This is a genomic window from Comamonas thiooxydans (assembly GCF_000964545.1).
Classification (GTDB): Bacteria; Pseudomonadota; Gammaproteobacteria; order Burkholderiales; family Burkholderiaceae_C; genus Comamonas; species Comamonas thiooxydans.
Genome location: NZ_BBVD01000001.1, coordinates 316941 through 335916 on the forward strand (window position 1 = coordinate 316941; position 18976 = coordinate 335916).

Below are 18976 nucleotides of genomic sequence, written 5' to 3' on the forward strand. Positions count from 1 at the left end.
TGGCCATACAGTCTAAGGCCAGTGCCTTGCAGTCAGTTCAGACCAGCCAGCGCAGCAGCGCCGCAGCAGCTGCCCCCAGAATCACCACCAGCAGGAATGGTGCCCGCAGCCACAGGGCCAGCGCCGCCACCAGCAAGGCGCCCAGGCGCGCATCCAGGCTGATGCGCGTGCCGCTGGCCAGGGTGTTCATCACCGTCAGCGATGCCAGCAGCGCCACCGTCAGACAGGCCGCGATCTGGGCCATGCGCGGGCTGCGCATCCAGCGCTCGGGCAGGCTGTAGCCCAGCAGCTTGGTCACAAAGGCCAGCGCACAGGCCAGCAAGATCCATTGCCACAGGGACAGCGTCATTGCTCAGCCTCCGAAGGGCGCACCCAGCCCCAGAAGGCGCCCAGGGCCGCGGCCAGCAGAATCGGCACGCCTGCGGGCACCCAGGGTATGGCCAGGGCCGTGACCAGGCCGCAGGCCAGTGCCAGCGCCACCGGCTCGCGCGCATTCAGGCGCGGCCAGAGCAGGCCGAGAAAGGCCGCCACGGCGGCACCGTCAAGACCGAAACGGCGCGTGTCGCCCAGCGCATTGCCCATCAGCGCGCCCAGCAAGGTGAACAGATTCCAGAGCAGGAACACGCCCGCCCCGGCAACCCAGAAGCCGCGCCGCTGCTCGGCCAGATCTTCCTGCCCCGATGCCGTGGCTGCGGATTCGTCGATGGTCCAGTGCGCGGCCAGCCAGCGCTGCAGCCCTTTGACGCCCAGCAGACGGCTCATCTGCATGCCGTAGATGGCATTGCGCACGCCCAGAAGCGAGGCAGCGCTGACGGCCGCCATGCCGCTGCCGCCGCCCGCCACAACGCCGATGAAGGCGAACTGCGAACCGCCTGTGAACATCAGCGCGCTCAGCGCCATGGTCTGCCAGAGATTGAGGCCGGCCGCCACGGAAAGCGCACCGAAGGAGATGCCGTACAGCCCCGTCGCCACCGAAATCGACAGCCCCATGCGCACGGCGGGCGTCATTGCAAAGCCTTTGAACAAGATATTTCCCGCAACAAGCTAGAACAATTCAGGAGCTGACAGCGCATGTGAACAAAGCACTTCAGGCCAAAAACAATCTGAAGTTCTTTATTAAAAAGCGCAGGCAGCTCTCTTTTTTAAGGATTCGCCTCGGCAAGACCTGGGCGCCCCCGGGACGAACGCGTATCAGTGCGCCTGTTGGTGAAAAGCTCAATGCGCTTTTTCCCAGCTGCTGCCAAAGCCGATCTCGGCCAGCAGCGGCACGGACAGGTCGGCCACGCCAGCCATGATGGCCGGGATCTCGGCCTGCACCCAGTCCCTGGCGGATTCAGGCAGCTCGAACACCAGTTCGTCATGCACCTGCATGATGACCAGCACCTCGGGCTTTTCGGCATCCAGCCTGGCCTGCACAGCCACCATGGCCTTCTTGATCAGATCGGCCGCCGTGCCCTGCATGGGGGCGTTGATGGCGGCGCGCTCGGCCGCTTTCTTGCGCGGGCCGTTGCCGCCATTGATCTCGGGCAGCACCAGGCGGCGGCCGAAGACGGTCTCCACATAGCCCTGAGCGTGGGCCAGCTCCACGGTCTGGTCCATATAGCGCTTCACGCCGGGATAGCGCTGGAAGTATTTGTCGATATAAGCAGCCGCTGCCTTGGTTTCAATGCCCAGGTTCTTGGCCAGGCCGAAGCTGCTCATGCCATAGATCAGGCCGAAATTGATGACCTTGGCATAGCGGCGCTGCTCGCTGCTGACCTCGTCCACGCTCACGCCGAAGACTTCGGCGGCCGTGGCGCGGTGCACGTCCAGGCCGTTCTTGAAGGCGCTCAGCAGGGCCTCGTCGCCCGACAGATGGGCCATGATGCGCAGCTCGATCTGCGAATAATCGGCGCTGGCAATCAGCTTGCCCTCGGGGGCCACAAAGGCTTCGCGCACGCGACGGCCTTCGGGCGTGCGCACGGGAATATTCTGCAGATTGGGGTCGTTGCTGGACAAACGCCCCGTCACCGCCACGGCCTGGGCGTAGTGGGTGTGCACGCGGCCATCGCTGGGCAGGGCCATCTGCGCCAGCTTGTCGGTGTAGGTTCCCTTGAGCTTGGACAGCGAGCGGTGCTCAAGCAGCTTGGCGGGCAGCGGATAGTCCTCGGCCAGCTTTTCCAGCACTTCCTCGTCCGTGCTGCGCGCGCCGGTGGCGGTCTTCTTCACGACGGGCATGCCCAGCTTGTCGAAGAAGATCTCTCCCAGCTGCTTGGGCGAAGACAGATTGAAGGGCTGGCCCGCAATCTCGTAAGCCTCTTCCTCGAGCTTGAGGATGCGCGCGCCCAGATCATTGCTCTGGCGCGCCAGCTCGCCCGCGTCAATGCTGACGCCATTGCGCTCGATGCGAAACAGCGCTTCGCTGGTCTGCATTTCCAGCTCGTAGATATGCAGCAGCCCGGCATGGGCCTGGATGCGCGGCCACAAGGTGTTGTGCACGTCCAGCGTCTGGTCGGAGTCCTCGCAGCTGTACGCAGCGGCCTTGTCCACGCTCACCTGGGTAAACGGAATCTGGTTCTTGCCCTTGCCGCACAGGTCCTCGTAGCTGATGCCAGTACGACTTACGTGGCGCAGCGCCAGGCTGGTCAGATTGTGCGGGCGGTCGGCTTCGAGCACATAGGACTGCAGCATGGTGTCGTGCGCATAGCCGCGCACGGTGATGCCGTGATTGGCAAACACATGCTGGTCGTATTTGACATGCTGGCCCAGCTTCTTCTTGCCGGCATCTTCCAGCCAGGGCTTGAGCCTGGACAGCACCATGTCCATATCGAGCTGCTCGGGCACATCCATGCCTTCGTGGCGCAGCGGAATATAGGCGGCCTCGCCCACGGCCACGCTGAAGGAGATGCCGACGATGCGGGCCACCATCTCGTCCAGCGAATCGGTCTCCGTATCCAGTGCGGTCAGCTCGGCGGCGCTGATCTTGGCCAGCCATTCATCGAGCTGAGCCTCGCTCAGAATCGTGGTGTAGAGGACATCGCGCTGCTGGGCAGTCACGGCGACCTCGGTCGCCGCCGCGTCATCAGCATCGAACAGGCCGCCCTGGGCACTGTCGACCTTGGCAGCCTTGCCTGGCTTGGCCGCCTTGGCTTCGGCCGCCGCGGCGCCCAGCGTGCGCACCAGCCCCTTGAAGCCGTATTTCTCGTAGAAGGGCGCAAGCGCTGCGCTATCGGGCTCGGCCAGCGTGACAGCATCGAGCTGCGGCAGGCCGCTGATATAGGAGGACAGATCGCAGTCGGTCTTCATGGTCACCAACTGGCGGCTCAGCGCCAGCTGACCGCTGGCAATCGCATCGCGCAGGTTCTGACCGGCAACGCCCTTGATATCTGCCGCGTGGGCGATCAGATTGTCCAGCGAACCATACTCCTCCAGCCACTTGGCCGCAGTCTTGGGTCCGACCTTGGTGACGCCGGGCACGTTGTCCACGGTATCGCCCACCAGGGCCTGGTAGTCGATCATCAGCGCCGGCGGCACGCCGAACTCGGCCGTCACCCCGGCCACGTCGCGCTTTTTGCCGTTCATGGTGTCGATGATGGTCACATGCTCGCCCACCAACTGGCTCAAGTCCTTGTCGCCGCTGGAGACGATGACCTGTATGCCCTGGGCCGCCGCGGTCTGCGCCAGCGTGGCAATCACGTCATCGGCTTCCACGCCGGGCACGGCCACCACCTTCCAGCCCAGCAGTTGAACCACCTCGTGGATGGGCTCGATCTGGCTGCGCAAGTCATCGGGCATGGGCGAGCGCGTGGCCTTGTACTCGGTGTACATCTCGTCGCGGAAGGTCGGGCCCGAGGCGTCGAACACGCAGACGGCGTAATCGGCCTGCACATCCTTCCTCAGCGCCTGCATCATGTTCACCATGCCGCGGATGGCGCCCGTGGCCGGGCTGGCCGGGTCGCCTGGAATCGCCCGCAGGTCGGGCATGGCATGGTAGGCGCGGTAGAGGTAGCTGGAGCCGTCCACCAGCACCAGGGTCTTGGAATTGCTCATACCCCGGATTGTGCACGCGTGCCCGGCTCCTGCAGTCTGCCGCCCAAAGACAGGCTGCGCCTGGCGGGACAATTCGAAGTCGCCCTACAATCTATGCATCATGCGCGCTGCACCACTTTTCATCATCCTGAGCCTGGCTGCCGGATCCGTTCTGGCCCAGTCCCCCACTCCTGCTCCGGCCAATGCCGTGGTCGCTCCTGCGCCCCAGGGCCAGCAGGACAACGCGGCGGCGACCGGCAGGCACAACCAGCGGATCGAACATATCCGCGTGGAAGATGCTGGCAGCCGTGTGGATGAAACCCGTGTGGGCGGTCAGACCCAGAGCATCACCGTGCAACCCAAGGTAGGCTCCATGCCCGAGTACGAGGTGCAGTCCAACGACGGCGCCCGCGCAGCCCGCAACCGCGACAACAACAGCGGCGACACCACGGGCACCCGCGTCTGGAATTTCATCAAATTCTGAAGCGCGGCGCGCTTTCCCCCATTCATGACAGGGCAGTGCTTCACTGCCCTGTTGCATATAGACACCTTCTCCCCGCTAGTTCGGTCGGTCGCCCCAGACCGGCGTATTCACCATGGCTGTTTTCACCGAAGTTTCCGATAAAGATGCGCGCGAGCTGCTGCGCCGCATGTCCCTAGGCGCGTTCAAGGAATTGCGCGGCATTCAAGGCGGCATTGAAAACACCAACTATTTTCTGACGACCGACCAGGGAGAGTGGGTGCTGACACTGTTCGAGCGCCTGAGTGCCGAGCAACTGCCTTTTTACCTCTACCTGATGAAGCATCTGGCACAAGCCGGGATTCCCGTGCCGGACCCGCAGGGCGAGGCACGCAGCGGTGACATTCTGCTCAAGGTCTGCGGCAAGCCCGCATCCATCGTCAACCGCCTGGCCGGCAAAAGCCAGCTGACCCCGGCTGCCGTGCACTGCGCTGCCGTGGGCGAGATGCTGGCGCGCATGCACCTGGCCGGTCAGGACTACAACCGGCAGCAGCCCAATCTGCGCGGCCTGCCCTGGTGGAATGAAACCGTGCCCGTGGTCCTGCCCCATCTGGGCGAGGAAACCGCCGCCATGCTGCGCGCCGAGCTGGCCTATCAGAACCATATCGCCGCCTCGGCCAGCTATGCGGCCCTGCCGCGCGGCCCCATCCATGCCGACCTGTTCCGCGACAACGTGATGTTCGACGGCGACCGGCTGACCGGTTTTTTCGACTTCTATTTCGCGGGCGTGGACACCTGGCTCTTCGATCTTGCGGTCTGCCTCAACGATTGGTGTATCGATCACGCAACAGGTGCACATGATGCCGAGCGCGCCAAAGCCATGCTTGCGGCCTACCAGGCCGTGCGTCCGCTGACCGGGCCCGAGCGCGAGTTGCTCAACGCCCAGTTGCGTGCCGGCGCCCTGCGTTTCTGGATCTCCCGCCTCTGGGACTTCCATCTGCCGCGTGAAGCCGCACTGCTGCAGCCCCACGACCCCACCCACTTCGAGCGCGTGCTGAGCCAGCGCATCGCACATCCGCTGACGCTGGACTGAGTACCAGGCAAGCTGATTGCTCCGGGGCTTTTGATGGCCCCGCTCAGCCGTCTCGGGTACAGTGCAAGAAGCGACTTTTGCACGCTCTCGCAAAAGTATTTCAGCCTCTTCCATGAAACTTCAAATCGTTCCACCCGGCACCGGTCTGCAATGGGTGCTGCAGGGTCTGCGCACCTTCAAAAGCCAGCCCCTGGCCCTGGCCGCCCTGTTCTTTCTGGGCATGGCCAGCATGTCTCTGATCTCGGCCCTGCCGCTGATCGGCCCCGTCATTGCACTGGCACTGCTGCCATGCATCTCGCTGACCATGATGGTCGCGGCATCCGAAGCCGCCCACGGCCGCAAGCCCACACCGGCGCTGCTGCTGGTGGCTTTCCGCTCCGGCAGCCAGCATCTGCACTCCATGCTGATGCTGGGCGGCCTCTATGCCGCAGGCTTTTTGCTCATCATCGGTGCCTCCAGCCTTGTGGACGGCGGCACGTTTGCCAGCGTCTACCTGGGTCAGACTCCCATGACCCGCGAACTGGCCGAAGAGCCCGAGTTCCAGTCCGCCATGTGGCTGAGCATGTTTCTCTACCTGCCGCTGTCGCTGGCCTTCTGGCATGCTCCGGCGCTCATCCACTGGCATGGCATCAGCCCCATCAAATCGCTGTTCTTCAGCTTTGTCGGCTGCATTCGCAATATCGGTGCCTATCTGGTGTTCGGTGTCTGCTGGATCGGCGTGTTCATCGTCTCCGGCATGGCCCTGGCCATCGTGACCGGCATCCTTGCCATGCTCATCGGCAGCATTGCCGGTGGCCTGATGGTGGCAACGGCACTGATGCTGGCAGCCATCTTTTTTACCTCGATTGTGTTTACCTTCCGTGACAGCTTCAGCCCGCCCGATGCCGACCAGACTCTGATCGACTCCTCGTCGGGCACAGCGCCGCCATCATCGGATTCGTAAGCTCGAGCACTACCACCCTGCACCAGCACCAGCCCCGACCCCAGGTCGGGGCTTTTTTTATGGGCCGAACAAAGGCCCGCGCCAGCAGATCATTCATCCCGGCGTCATCAAGCCGCCACGGCACTGTCATATTTGTTTCCTAGGATTCGCAGGACTGACCAAGGCATGCATCTCATGTCCTGGCATTCATCCAATTCAGCGCGGCCCCAAGTCTGCGCTTCACCCCACACTGCGAAACTCTCATGGCACAAAATCTGCTCAGCCGTCGTAAGGCCCTGCAACTCTTTTCCGGCGCTCCTCTGCTCCCACTGGGTTCGGTCGTGTCCGCATCCAGCCTGCTGGCAGCATGTGGTGGTGGTGATGACGACACCCCGACAACGCCTACGACGCCTCCCGTCACCAAGAACTATGTTTCCGCCAGCTTCACCAGCATGGCCGCGCCTACGCTGAGCACCCCTGACAAGATGGCGACCATGTATGCGGCCTCGCAGCTCAAGGTCGCTTTCGACGACAAGAGCGAGCAGGTCTACAACCTGGGCTATCAGCCTTTCTTCGTGACCGGCGACATGGTCTCCAACGGCAAGGGCGACCAGGTGCTGGCCGGTGGTTACTACGACATCTACAACAACAAGATCATCGACAAGACGGTCGCTGGCAAAGAGCGCCACTTCTTCTCCGATTCGCCCGACGGCACCTCGCTGCTGACCGTTCCTGATGCCAAGGTAGAAGGCGTCAAGGGCAAGCCCGTCTTTGCCGTGGTGCAGTTCGAGTACACCACCTGGGCTCAGGACGGCAAGACCGATATGTACGGCAAGCTGCCCTCGCCCATCGCCGTGCTGACGCTGGACCAGGACCAGAGCACCGGCAAGCTGAGCCTGGTGAAATACCACAATGTGGACACCTCCAAGGTTCATGGACTGTGGATCACCTGCGGTGCCAGCCTGTCGCCCTGGGGCACCCATCTGTCGTCGGAAGAGTACGAGCCCGATGCCTTCAGCATCGGCAGCAACACCATGTTCCAGGCTTACAGCCAGAACCTGTATGGCGACCAGAACAAGGCTAACCCCTACCACTACGGCCACATGCCCGAAGTGATCGTCAATGTCGACGGCACGGCCACCATCAAGAAGCACTTCTGCATGGGCCGCATCTCGCACGAGCTGGTGCAGGTCATGCCCGACCAGCGCACCGCCCTCATGGGTGACGATGCCACCAACAGCGGCTATTTCGTCTTCGTGGCAGACAAGGAAAAAGACCTGTCGTCGGGCACTCTGTATGCCGCCAAGGTCGGCGCGGGCTTCTCCATCGACCCTGCAGCCAAGAGCGCTGCACCCCTGACCTGGATCAAGCTGGGTTCTGCCACCAGCGCCGAGATCGAGAACCTGGCCAACACGCTCAAGCCTGCGGACATCATGACCGTGCTCAAGGCCGACCCGAGCGACTCCAGCTACACCAAGATCGTGGCCAACGGCAAGACCGAGTGGATCAAGATCAACCCCGGCATGGACAAGGCCGCCGCCTTCCTCGAAACCCATCGCTATGCAGCCTTCAAGGGTGCCAGCCTGGGCTTCACCAAGATGGAAGGCACGACCGTCAACGCCAAGGACAAGATCGCCTACTCCGCCCTGCAGAACGTGCAGTCCTCCATGGTGGCCGGCAATGCCGCCAACGTGCCTGGCAACGGCGTCTCCGTGCCCAAGCAGCTGGTCGCCGGCGTGGTGATGGCGCTGAACCTCAAGGGCGGCCAGAAGGACACGACCGGCACGGCCATCAACAGCGAATGGATGCCCGTGGACACCGCTCCCCTGCTGGCTGGCGAGGATCTGCTGGACAGCGACGGCAAGACCCTCAAGGGCGACGCCCTGGGTAACACCGCCAACCCCAACAAGATTGCCAACCCCGACAACCTCAAGTTCTCGGAGAAAATGCGCACCCTGTTCATCGGCGAGGACAGCAGCCAGCACGTCAACAACTTCATGTGGGCCTACAACGTGGACACCAAGCAGCTGTCGCGCGTGCTGTCCGTGCCCGCAGGTGGTGAATCCACCGGCCTGCATGCCGTGGACGAGATCAACGGCTGGACCTACATCATGAGCAACTTCCAGCACGCTGGCGACTGGGGCGGCATCCACGCCAACGTCAAGACCCAGCTGGATCCGCTGATCAAGGCCAACTACAAGGACAAGTTCGGCTCCGCCGTGGGCTACATCACGGCCTCGCCCGCCCAGATGAAGCTCAGCGCCAAATAAGCGCCAACGCCTCATAAAAAAGCCGCCTTCTACAAGGCGGCTTTTTACTGGGCAAAGGCGCTATCCCTCAGTCCACAATCGTCAGCTTGGCAATCGCCAGCGCCAGCCACTTGGTGCCATGGCGGCCGAAGCTGACCTGGGCGCGCGCATCGTCACCCGTGCCCTCCACCGCCAGCACCTTGCCCTCGCCGAACTTGTTGTGGAACACCGCGATACCGGCCTTGATGCCGTGCGCGGGCTCGGCCTTTTGCTGCGGCACGGGCGGGCTGGCAAAGACTTCGGTCTGCTTGCCGCCCCAGCCCGAGCCCGAGCCGTATTGACCTCCAGCCCTTGATCCCCAGGCACCACCCGCGCCTGAAGAGGGCGCAAAACTGCCAAAGCCGCTTTGCCTGGGCGTGATCCACTTGAGCGCTTCTTCGGGCAGCTCGTCAAAGAAGCGGCTTTTGACGTTGTAACGCGTCTGGCCATGCAGCATGCGCGTCTGCGAATGGCTCAGATACAGACGCTTGCGCGCACGCGTGATAGCCACATAGGCCAGGCGCCGCTCCTCCTCCAGACCGCCACGATCCATCATGGCATTCTCGTGCGGGAACAGGCCTTCCTCCACGCCGCCGATGAACACTGCATCGAACTCCAGGCCCTTGGAGGCATGCACGGTCATCAATTGCACGGCATCCTGGCCTGCCTGGGCCTGGTTGTCGCCCGCTTCCAGCGCCGCATGCACGAGAAAAGCCTGCAGCGGCGACAGCGTCTCGCCGGTATCGGCATTGACCATGGAGGCCGCAGTACCTGCCGGTGCCTTGAGCGCCTCGTCCAGCAGCGGCTGATTCGGGTCCAGCCCCTGGCTGACCGGCGACTGGCTCAGCTGCGGCGCATTCTGCTGCTCGTCCAGCGGCATGGCCACGGCATCGCGGCCAAAGCCTTCCTGGGTCACAAAGCTCTCGGCAGCCGTGACCAGTTCCTGCAAGTTCTCGATGCGGTCCGCGCCTTCCTTCTCGTTGCGGTAATGCTCGATCAGCCCGCTTTGCTCTTCCACGGTCTCGATGATTTCACGCAGCGTGCGCCCCTGCGTCTGCTCGCGCAGCACATCGATCTGGGCCACAAAGCCCTGCAGCTTGGTGCCAGCCGCGCCGCCCACTGCGGTGACGGCGTCGCTCAGCGAAGTGCCGCTGCTGCGTGCCGTGTCCTGCAGGACTTCGATCGTGCGCGCGCCTATGCCGCGTGCGGGAAAGTTCACCACGCGCAGGAAACTGGTGTCGTCGTGCGGGTTCTCCAGCAGGCGCAGATAGGCCAGCGCATGCTTGATTTCGGCGCGCTCGAAAAAGCGCAGGCCGCCGTACACACGGTAGGGAATTTTGGAATTGAACAGCGCCGACTCGATCACCCGGCTTTGCGCATTGCTGCGGTAGAGCACGGCAATTTCCTGGCGTGTGAAGCCGTCGTTTCTGACCAGTTGCTTGATCTCGTCGACCATCCACGCAGCCTCGGCCAGATCGCTGGGCGCCTCGTAGATGCGCACCGGCTCGCCCGGGCCCTGGGTGGTGCGCAGGTTCTTGCCCAGACGGTTGCTGTTGTGGCTGATCAGCGCATTGGCGCAGTCGAGGATGTTGCTGTAGCTGCGGTAGTTCTGCTCCAGCTTGATCTGGTTTTTGACGTCGAACTCGCGGATGAAGTCGGCCATATTGCCCACGCGCGCTCCGCGAAAGGCATAGATGCTCTGGTCGTCGTCACCCACTGCAATCACGCTGGCGGCCGACTCGTAGCGCCCGCCCACATCGTCGCCCGCCAGTTGCTTGAGCCACTGGTACTGCAGCTTGTTGGTGTCCTGGAACTCGTCCACCAGGATATGCTGAAAGCGGCGCTGGTAGTGGTGGCGCAGATGGGCATCGTCACGCAGCAGCTCGTAGCTGCGCAGCATCAGCTCGCCGAAATCGACCACGCCTTCGCGCTGACATTGCTCCTCGTAGAGCTGGTACAGCTCCACTTTCTTGCGAGTGTCGGGGTCGGTCGCCACCACATCGCCGGGCCGCATGCCCTCTTCCTTGCAGCCCGCGATGAAGTACATCAGTTGCTTGGGTGGAAAGCGCTCGTCATCCACGTTGAACTGCTTGCACAGGCGCTTGATGGCCGAGAGCTGGTCTTGCGTATCCAGAATCTGAAACGCCTGGGGCAACTTCGCGGCCTGATAGTGAGCGCGCAGCAGTCGGTTGCACAGCCCGTGGAACGTGCCTATCCACATGCCGCGCACGTTGTAGGGCAGCATGGCCGACAGGCGCGTGAGCATCTCCTTGGCGGCCTTGTTGGTGAAGGTCACGGCCATGATGGAGCCGGGCGTGGCCTGCCCGGTCTGCAGCAGCCAGGCGATGCGCGTGGTCAGCACGCGCGTCTTGCCCGAGCCGGCACCAGCCAGAATCAGCGCATGGCCCGCAGGCAGGGTCACCGCGGCCAGCTGCTCATCGTTGAGGCCGGTCAGCAGGGGCGAGTGAGAGGCGGGATTGGCGCCGGAATTTGCACCGTCTGGCGCGGAGTCAAGCAGGTCGATCGGGAACATAGCCCCCCATTGTAGAAATGCTGGCGACTCCCTTCGACTTGCTGCTGCTTTCGCGGCTTCATGCTCCTGAAAGAAAAGCTGCCTGCGCTTGATAAATATGGATTTCAGATACTTTCATATCTGAAATGCAAGAATATTAAGCGCAAGCAGCTATCAATTCATTCAAGCCACGGCACTCACACTCAGTGTCCACCCGCACCGGGCTCGACCGTGCGGCTCGGCCTGGGTGCCAGCCAGATCGCGCAGGCCGCCAGCACAAAGCCGCCCGCGATGATGAACATGATCTGGTTGGTGGCCAGCATCACGCTCTGGCTGGTGATGAGCTGATCGAGCGCCGACAGCGCCGCATCGGGACTCATGCCCGACTGCTGCAGCCCGTGCAGCACCTCGCCGCTGGCATCGCTCAAACCCACCAGATCCGCATGCTTGCGCGTCGTGCCGTTCTCCCAGGCCGTGTTGACCACGGAGACCGCAGCCGCGCCCGACAGGGTGCGCAGAAAGTTCATCAGGCCGGCGGCGTTGTCCATCTCCTGCGGCTCCACGCTGGCCAGCGCCAGCCCGGTGGTCGGTATGAAGAAGAACGGCAGACCCAGCCCCATGAACATCAGCGGCAGGGCGATGTCCCAATAGCCCATGTCCGTGGTCGCAAACGCGCGCCAGCAGGTGATCACCCCCATCCAGAACACGCCGCCAAAGATCAGCCGGCGCGGGTCCACCCGGGCCGCCAGCCCGGCGGCAGCCGGCGCCACGAAGAGCGCGAACAAGCCCGTCCAGGCCGTGACCAGACCCGCGAGCGTGGCCGTGTAGCCCATGAAGCTCTGCAGCCACAGCGGCGTGAGTACATTGACGGCGAAGAAGGCTGCAAAGGCCAGACTGATGGTCAGCACGGCCATGGAAAAGCCGCGGTGTCTGAAGACGCGCAGATCAACGATCGGGTGCTCGGCATGCAGCTCCCAGATCATGAAGGCCGCAAAGCCCACCACGGCCACCACGGCCAGCGCCACGATCATGGGCGAGGCAAACCAGTCCAGGTTCTTGCCTTCGTCCAGCATCAGCTGCAGCGAACCCACCCAGACGATGAGCAACATCAGGCCCACGGTGTCTATGGGGTTCTTGAGCAGCGGCTGCTCGTAGCGCCTGACCAGATGCCAGACCGCGAACGCGCACACCAGGGCCACCGGGATGTTGATCAGAAAGATCCAGTGCCAGGTGTACTCGTCGCAGATCCAGCCGCCCACGATGGGGCCCAGCACGGGCGCGATCAGCGTGGTCATGGACCACAGGCCGATGGCCGCGGGCGCCATGCGCGGCGGAAAGATACGCAGCAGCAGCGACTGGGACAGCGGCATCAGCGGGCCGCCGGCCAGACCCTGCAAGATGCGCGCAAACACCAGCATGCCCAGCGAATTGGCCAGGCCGCACAGCAGCGATGCCAGACCGAACAAGCCCATGGCCGTGGCAAACACGCGCACCGCACCGAAGCGCGCCGCCAGCCAGCCGGTCAGCGGCACGGTGATGGCCTCGGCCACCGCATAGCTGGTGATGACCCAGGTGCCCTGGCTGGTGGTCGCGCCCAGGTTGCCGGCAATGCTGGGCACGGAGACATTGGCCACCGTCATGTCCAGCACGGCCATGAAATTGGCCGCGGCCAGCACCAGGGCCGCCAGCCACAGCGTGCCCCCCGTCAGCGGCACCATGCCGGCGGCCATGGGCACGGCAGGCGCATCGGCCGCCGCGGCCGCAATTGCGTTGTGATCGCTCATGAGACGCTCACTGCGCGGCCGTGGTCGCCACGCCGGCTGCGTCGGCAGGGCCGCTGCGGGTGTCCACCGTCACCTGCATGGACAGGCCCACGCGCAGCGGGTTCTTGGCCAGCTCGGCGGCATCGAGCTGAATGCGCACTGGCAGGCGCTGCACCACCTTGATCCAGTTGCCCGTGGCGTTCTGCGCGGGAATGGCCGCAAACGCCGAGCCGGTGCCGCCGCTGAAGCCCACCACAGTGCCGCTGTACTTCACATCGCTGCCGTACAGATCGGACTGCAGCTGCACGCGCTGGCCCACGCGCACCTTGCCCAGCTGGCCTTCCTTGAAGTTGGCATCCACATAGATCTGCTGCACCGGCACCACCGTCATCAAGGGCGCGCCGGCCTGCACGCGCTGCCCGATCTGCACGCTGCGCCTGGCCACCACGCCATCGACGGGAGCGCGCACCGTGCTGCGATCCAGATCGACCTGGGCCTGATCGCGCCGCGCCTGCGCCAGCTGAACTTCGGGGTTGCTCTGTGCATCCGCCCCCTCGATCAAGGTGGCGTTGACCTGCTTGGCGCCAATGGCGGCTTCGCGGTTGGCCCTGGCCTGTGCCTGCGCGGCCACGGCCGATGCCAGCTGCGCCTTGGCTGCGGCAAAAGCGTTCTGCGCCTGCGTCAGTTCCTCGCCCGAGACCGAACCGCTCTTGGCCAAGGCCTGGCGGCGCTGCAGGTCGATGGTGGCACGCTCCATATCGGCCTCGACCGCCAGCAGCTGCGCGGCCGCGCGCTTTTCATCGGCTTCGCGCGCCGTCACCTGGGCCTTGAGGCCGCCATCATTGGCCACATAGCCCTTGACGCGGCGCATGGCACGGGCCAGCTCGGCCTCGGCCTGGGCCAGTGCCAGCCTGGCGTCCGTGGGATCGATGCGCACCAGCACATCGCCTTGCTTCACGGCCTGGGTGTCCCTGACCAGTACCTCCAGCACCGTGCCGCCTATGGAGGGCGTGACCTGCGCCACCTCGGCCGCCGCATAGGCGTTGTCGGTGGAGACGAAGCGGGAGGCATGCAGCCACCAATAGGCGCCGGCAACCGCACCGCCAAGCAGCACCACGCCAGCCAGCCCGGCCAGCAACCGGTTGCGGCGCTGTTCGCGCGCAGCGGGATTCGCGCTCACGGAAGAAGCGTTTTCAGTCATACAAAAAAACCTCGGAAATATTCATGGGAGTCACGCAAACAAGACTGCAATCACAGCCTGCCTGCTGAGGCAGTCGTCTTGCCCGAACCTGTTTTGCGCAAGTCGTGATTCAGTTCTGGAAAGTGGCTCAGGCCTTTGGCGCGATCGCGTCAGAGGCGCCGGCGGACTCGCTCCAGCCGCCGCCCAGTGCGCGATGCAGACTGATATCGAGCGTCAGCGCACGCGACTGCACATCGACCAGCTGGCGCACGCTGGCCAGCAACTGGTCTTCGGCCGACAGCACATCGAGATAGCGCGCCAGCCCGCCCTCATAGCGGTTGCGCGCCACGCGATGCGCCTCGGTCGCGGCCGTCACGGCCTGCTGCATGGCCGTCATCTGCTGCTGCAGAGCTCGCTGGCTGACGGCGTTGTCCGCCACCTCCTGCAAGGCCCGGTTGAGCGTGCTGCGGTACTGGGCCACCGCCTCGTCATAACGGGCACGCGCTGCCCCCAGTTGCGAGCGCAAGCGGCCGCCATTGAAGATCGGCAGGCTGACGGCCGGGCCCAGGCTGGCGATGCCGGAGCCGCTGCGGCTCAGCATGTCCAGGCCCAGCGACTGCACGCCGACAAAGGCGCTGAGATTCACATCGGGATAGAACTCGGCCTGCTGCGATGCCACGCGCGACTCCAGCGCCTGTGCCTGCAGTCGGGCGGCCACCACATCGGGGCGACGGCCCAGCAGATGCGCCGGCAACTGCTCGGGCAAGGCCCATTGCTGCTGCCACGGCGATTGCAGGCGCCCGGCATCGAGCACGATGGCCGCACCACGATCGGGAGCGGCTCCGATCAGCGCAGCAATGCTGTTGCGCTGCAAGGCGACCTGCTCCTGCATCTGTGCCAGCTCGGCCTGCGCGGCTGCCAGACGCGCCCTGGCGCTGTGCACGCTGCCCTGGTTTTCGAGCCCGTTGGCATAGCGCTGCTCAAACAACTCGGCCGTGGTCCGGCGCACCTGCACCGATTGCTCCAGCGTCTGCGCATTGGCGGCCAGGCGCAGCAGCTGCGCATAGGCCAGGGCCACATTGCTGGACAGCAAGAGACGCGCCTGGGCTGCATCGGCCTCGCGCGCTGCCAGCTCGCCGGCAGCGGCGGCCACGGCTGCGCGCTGCTTGCCCCACAGATCCAGCGACCAGCTCAGGTCCAGCGTGGCGCGGCCGTAGTCATTCATGCCGCGCGGCGCGAAGGCCTCTGGCGTCAGATGGTTGTAGCTGAGCTTGTCCTCGCTGACCGAGGCGCGGGCGGAAAGCTGCGGCGCCGAAGCTGCTTCGCTCACACCCAGCATGGCCCTGGCCTGCAGCACGCGGGCTGCGGCGGCCGCCATATCGGGAGCGCCCTCCAGAGCCTCGGCGATCAGCTGATCGAGCTGTGCGTCGCCATAGCGCTGCCACCATTGCTGGGTGGGCCAGTCCATGGGCGGGGCATGGCTTGCAGCCTGCAGAGTCTCGGGCACGGGCTGCGCCAGCATGGCCTTGCCCTCCCATTCGGGAATCTGGGCACAGGCTGCCAGAACCGCCGGCAAGCCCAGAACCCACCAGCCATGGCGCCCGCGCCGAATCCTCTGCGGCGCGGCGGCTATGCATTGAGTCATGAAATACTTTAATAATGAACTGTACGGTACAGTATATGTTTCCAGCGTTTGAGATCGCAAGCGCTACACTGAAAGACATCACAACCGCCCCAGGACATTTCGCCCCATGCGCACCAAAACGGAAGAAAAGCGACAAGCCATCATTGACGTTGCAGCGGCCACCTTTGGCGAACTGGGCTTCGAGCGCACTTCCATGTCCGAGATCTGCACGCGGCTGGGCGGCTCCAAGGCCACGCTCTACAACTACTTCCCGTCCAAGGAAGCGCTGTTTCTGGAGGTGATGTTCCAGGCCTCCGAGGCCGACTTCCAGAACACCATGCTGGCGCTGCAGACCGGCAATGACGATGCGGCGCAGACGCTGTGCAACTTTGGCCAGCGTTTCCTGGGTCTGCTGTATTCGCCGGAGGTGATGGCCGTGCGCCGCCTGCTGGTTTCCGAAGGCGGTCGCGCCAATATCGGCCAACGCTGCTGGGACATGGGGCCGGCGCGCGGCAACGCTGCCATCAACGCCTTTTTGCAGCAGGGCATAGAGCGCAACCTGCTGCGCAATGCCGATACAGAAGTCATGCGCCATCATCTGCTGGCGCTGCTGGAGGCCGAGCTGCTGCCGCGCTTCATGTTCCAGCACCTGCCCGCCCCTACTGCGCAGGAGATTGCCCTGTGCACCGAGCGCGCCGTGGATGCCTTCATGCGGGTCTATGGCACATCGGGTGAGACGCAGGGCAAGAGTTACTCTATAAGAAAATCCTTATAACCCTCATAACTATGTCTGGACATACGATTTGCGCCAGCGCCGTATAGAATCAATCACCGGGCCCAAGTTTTTTGAGGTCCGGTTTTTTTTTGCCTGCTGCGTGCCGGCACCGCCAAAAACCGGGCTCCAAGCCAAGCGCCTATCCTTGAAAATTGAGGTGGGTGAGATTCCCGCCGTGACCTTTTCCGGAGCTTGGAACCATGGAAATCTTCGACTACGACAACATTCTTCTGCTGCCCCGCATGTGCCGCGTGGAAAGCCGTTCGGAATGTGACACCAGCGTGGTGCTGGGCAACCGCAGCTTCAAGCTGCCTGTGGTGCCCGCCAACATGAAGACGGTGGTGGACGAGAAGATCTGCACTTATCTGGCACAAAACGGTTTCTTCTATGTGATGCACCGTTTTGACATCGACAACGTGGCCTTCACCAAGGACATGCAGTCCAAGGGACTGTTTGCCTCCATCTCTCTGGGTGTCAAGCAGCCGGACTACGAGACGGTGGACCGTTTCGTGGCCGACGGCATCTGCCCCGAATACATCACCATCGACATTGCCCACGGCCATGCCGAGAGCGTGAAGAACATGATTGCCTACATCAAGGCCAAGATCCCTGCGGCCTTTGTGATTGCCGGCAACGTCGCCACGCCCGAGGCCGTGATCGACCTCGAAAACTGGGGTGCGGACGCCACCAAGGTCGGCGTGGGTCCCGGCAAGGTTTGCATCACCAAGCTCAAGACCGGCTTCGGCACGGGCGGCTGGCAGCTGTCGGCGCTCAAGTGGTGCGCCCGCGTGGCGACCAAGCCCATCATTGCCGACGGCGGCATCCGCAGCCACGGCGACATCGCCAAGAGCATCCGTTTCGGTGCCACCATGGTGATGATTGGCTCCCTGTTTGCGGGCCATGAAGAATCGCCCGGCAAGACCGTGGAAGTGGACGGCCAACTGTTCAAGGAATACTACGGCTCGGCCTCCGACTTCAACAAGGGCGAGTACAAGCATGTGGAAGGCAAGCGCATTCTGGAGCCCGTCAAGGGCCCGCTGATGAACACGCTGGTCGAGATGCAGCAGGACGTGCAGTCCTCCATCAGCTACGCAGGCGGCACCAAGCTCATGGACATCCGCAAGGTCAACTACGTCATCCTCGGCGGCGACAACGCCGGCGAGCATCTGCTGATGTAGGCCGTAAAGCGCGACTCACCAGCGCGAAGGTGAACCTCCAAAAAAAGCATCAAGGGCAGCTCAGGCTGCCCTTGTTGTTTTCGGCTGTCCCTTTTTCTGCATCCTGCGCGCACAACTGATCTGTGATCATGGCCGCGATTGCGGCCTCACCAGGGCTTAGCATGTCGTCATTCATAAAAGCTCCAGGGAAACAACGCCATGAACACATTGAAGATCGCCGTTCTGGGCACGGGCATGATGGGCCTGCCCATGGCCCGCCGCCTGGCCCAGGCCGGCCATGAGGTCCACGTCTGGAACCGCACCCGCGCCAAGGCCGAGCCGCTGGCTGCCGATGGCGCGAGCATCCATGACAGCGCGGCAGATGCCGTACGCGGCGTGGACTTCGCCGTGAGCCTGCTGGAGAGCGGCGCCATCGTGGGCGAAGTGCTGTTCACGCTGGGGGTTGCCGACGCCATGCCCAAGGGCTCGCTGTTCATCGACATGGCCTCCATCCAGCCACGCGAAGCGCGTGAACATGCCGGCAAGCTTGCCGCGCTGGGCGTGCGGCATCTGGATGCCCCCGTCTCGGGCGGCACGCTGGGTGCGCAAGCCGGCACGCTGGCCATCATGGCCGGTGGCGAGGCTGCGGATTTCGAACATGCCCTGCCTGTCTTTGCCGCGCTGGGCCGTGCCACCCATGTGGGTCCGCATGGCGCAGGCCAGCTCGCGAAACTGGCCAACCAGATGATCGTAGGCATCACCATCGGTGCCGTGGCCGAAGCCCTGCTGCTGGCCGAACGCGGCGGTGCCAACCCTGCCAAGGTGCGTGAAGCCATCTCCGGCGGCTTTGCCGACAGCCGCATCCTGCAAGTGCATGGCGAACGCATGGTCAAGCACGACTTTGCGCCACGTGGGCGCATGACGGTGCAGCTCAAGGACATGCGCAACGCCATCGCCACGGCCGAGGAAGTCGGCTTTGATGCGCCCATCACCGGCCTGCTGGAGCAGCTCTATGCCGAGGGAGTGAAAAACGGCCTGGGCGACCTGGACCAGGCGGGCCTGTTCGTGGAATTGCAACGCCGCAACGCACTGGATTAAAAAAACCCGCGGGTTTTCCTGCAAGCCCTCCAGAATTAGCGCATAATTGCGGTCTCGCTTGCAGCGCAGGCGTTGTGTGGGGCTCTTAGCTCAGCT

General features: G+C 63.8%; 15 protein-coding genes. 7 read left to right on the forward strand and 8 right to left on the reverse strand.

The window, feature by feature from the left end; all coding sequences use genetic code 11:
- Positions 1-37: 37 nt before the first annotated feature.
- The 3 genes from Cth01_RS01415 to polA form a co-directional block, all read right to left on the reverse strand.
- A complete protein-coding gene (locus Cth01_RS01415) occupies positions 38-349 on the reverse strand; it encodes an AzlD domain-containing protein (protein WP_003067787.1) in 312 nt (103 codons plus the stop codon).
- A complete protein-coding gene (locus tag Cth01_RS01420) occupies positions 346-1008 on the reverse strand; it encodes an AzlC family ABC transporter permease (protein ID WP_034353248.1) in 663 nt (220 codons plus the stop codon). The genes Cth01_RS01415 and Cth01_RS01420 overlap by 4 nt, the downstream gene beginning before the upstream one ends.
- Before the next feature lie 207 nt (positions 1009-1215).
- Entirely contained in the window at positions 1216-4029 is a 2814-nt protein-coding gene (gene polA, locus Cth01_RS01425) for a DNA polymerase I (RefSeq protein ID WP_045838356.1), read from the reverse strand.
- A 100-nt stretch (positions 4030-4129) separates the two neighbouring features.
- Here polA and Cth01_RS01430 point away from each other — a divergent pair, with 100 nt between their 5' ends.
- From Cth01_RS01430 to Cth01_RS01445, 4 genes are all read left to right on the forward strand, one after another.
- On the forward strand, positions 4130-4492 hold the full coding sequence (locus Cth01_RS01430) for a hypothetical protein (RefSeq protein WP_003067794.1): 363 nt from the start codon (positions 4130-4132) through the stop codon (positions 4490-4492).
- 112 nt (positions 4493-4604) lie between these two features.
- Positions 4605-5561 carry a homoserine kinase gene (locus Cth01_RS01435; RefSeq protein ID WP_034353244.1) on the forward strand — a complete coding sequence of 319 codons (957 nt, stop codon included), beginning with the start codon at positions 4605-4607 and terminating at the stop codon, positions 5559-5561.
- A gap of 112 nt (positions 5562-5673) precedes the next feature.
- Positions 5674-6504: a BPSS1780 family membrane protein gene (locus Cth01_RS01440; protein WP_045838357.1), complete on the forward strand. Its 831-nt coding sequence runs from the start codon at positions 5674-5676 to the stop codon at positions 6502-6504.
- Between the two features lie 242 nt (positions 6505-6746).
- Complete coding sequence (locus tag Cth01_RS01445; protein ID WP_045838358.1) at positions 6747-8753, forward strand: PhoX family protein; 2007 nt, start codon at positions 6747-6749, stop codon at positions 8751-8753.
- Between the two features lie 67 nt (positions 8754-8820).
- Here Cth01_RS01445 and Cth01_RS01450 read toward each other — a convergent pair whose 3' ends face one another.
- From Cth01_RS01450 to Cth01_RS01465, 4 genes are all read right to left on the reverse strand, one after another.
- Positions 8821-11304 carry a UvrD-helicase domain-containing protein gene (locus tag Cth01_RS01450; protein ID WP_045838359.1) on the reverse strand — a complete coding sequence of 828 codons (2484 nt, stop codon included), beginning with the start codon at positions 11302-11304 and terminating at the stop codon, positions 8821-8823.
- A gap of 182 nt (positions 11305-11486) precedes the next feature.
- A complete protein-coding gene (locus Cth01_RS01455; protein WP_034389334.1) occupies positions 11487-13067 on the reverse strand; it encodes a DHA2 family efflux MFS transporter permease subunit in 1581 nt (526 codons plus the stop codon).
- 7 nt (positions 13068-13074) lie between these two features.
- A complete protein-coding gene (locus tag Cth01_RS01460; protein ID WP_045838360.1) occupies positions 13075-14247 on the reverse strand; it encodes an HlyD family secretion protein in 1173 nt (390 codons plus the stop codon).
- Between the two features lie 127 nt (positions 14248-14374).
- The gene (locus Cth01_RS01465) at positions 14375-15871 is read right to left on the reverse strand and encodes an efflux transporter outer membrane subunit (RefSeq protein WP_045838361.1); all 1497 of its coding nucleotides are present in this window, start codon (positions 15869-15871) and stop codon (positions 14375-14377) included.
- A 106-nt stretch (positions 15872-15977) separates the two neighbouring features.
- On the opposite strand from Cth01_RS01465, the gene Cth01_RS01470 reads away from it, so the two are divergent.
- Both Cth01_RS01470 and Cth01_RS01475 read left to right on the forward strand, forming a co-directional pair.
- The gene (locus tag Cth01_RS01470; protein ID WP_045838362.1) at positions 15978-16625 is read left to right on the forward strand and encodes a TetR/AcrR family transcriptional regulator; all 648 of its coding nucleotides are present in this window, start codon (positions 15978-15980) and stop codon (positions 16623-16625) included.
- 200 nt (positions 16626-16825) lie between these two features.
- A complete protein-coding gene (locus tag Cth01_RS01475; RefSeq protein WP_012837214.1) occupies positions 16826-17803 on the forward strand; it encodes a GMP reductase in 978 nt (325 codons plus the stop codon).
- 49 nt (positions 17804-17852) lie between these two features.
- Here Cth01_RS01475 and Cth01_RS24430 read toward each other — a convergent pair whose 3' ends face one another.
- Positions 17853-17978: a hypothetical protein gene (locus Cth01_RS24430; protein WP_255777529.1), complete on the reverse strand. Its 126-nt coding sequence runs from the start codon at positions 17976-17978 to the stop codon at positions 17853-17855.
- Between the two features lie 23 nt (positions 17979-18001).
- On the opposite strand from Cth01_RS24430, the gene Cth01_RS01480 reads away from it, so the two are divergent.
- On the forward strand, positions 18002-18880 hold the full coding sequence (locus Cth01_RS01480) for an NAD(P)-dependent oxidoreductase (RefSeq protein WP_045838363.1): 879 nt from the start codon (positions 18002-18004) through the stop codon (positions 18878-18880).
- The last annotated feature ends 96 nt before the right edge of the window (positions 18881-18976 follow it).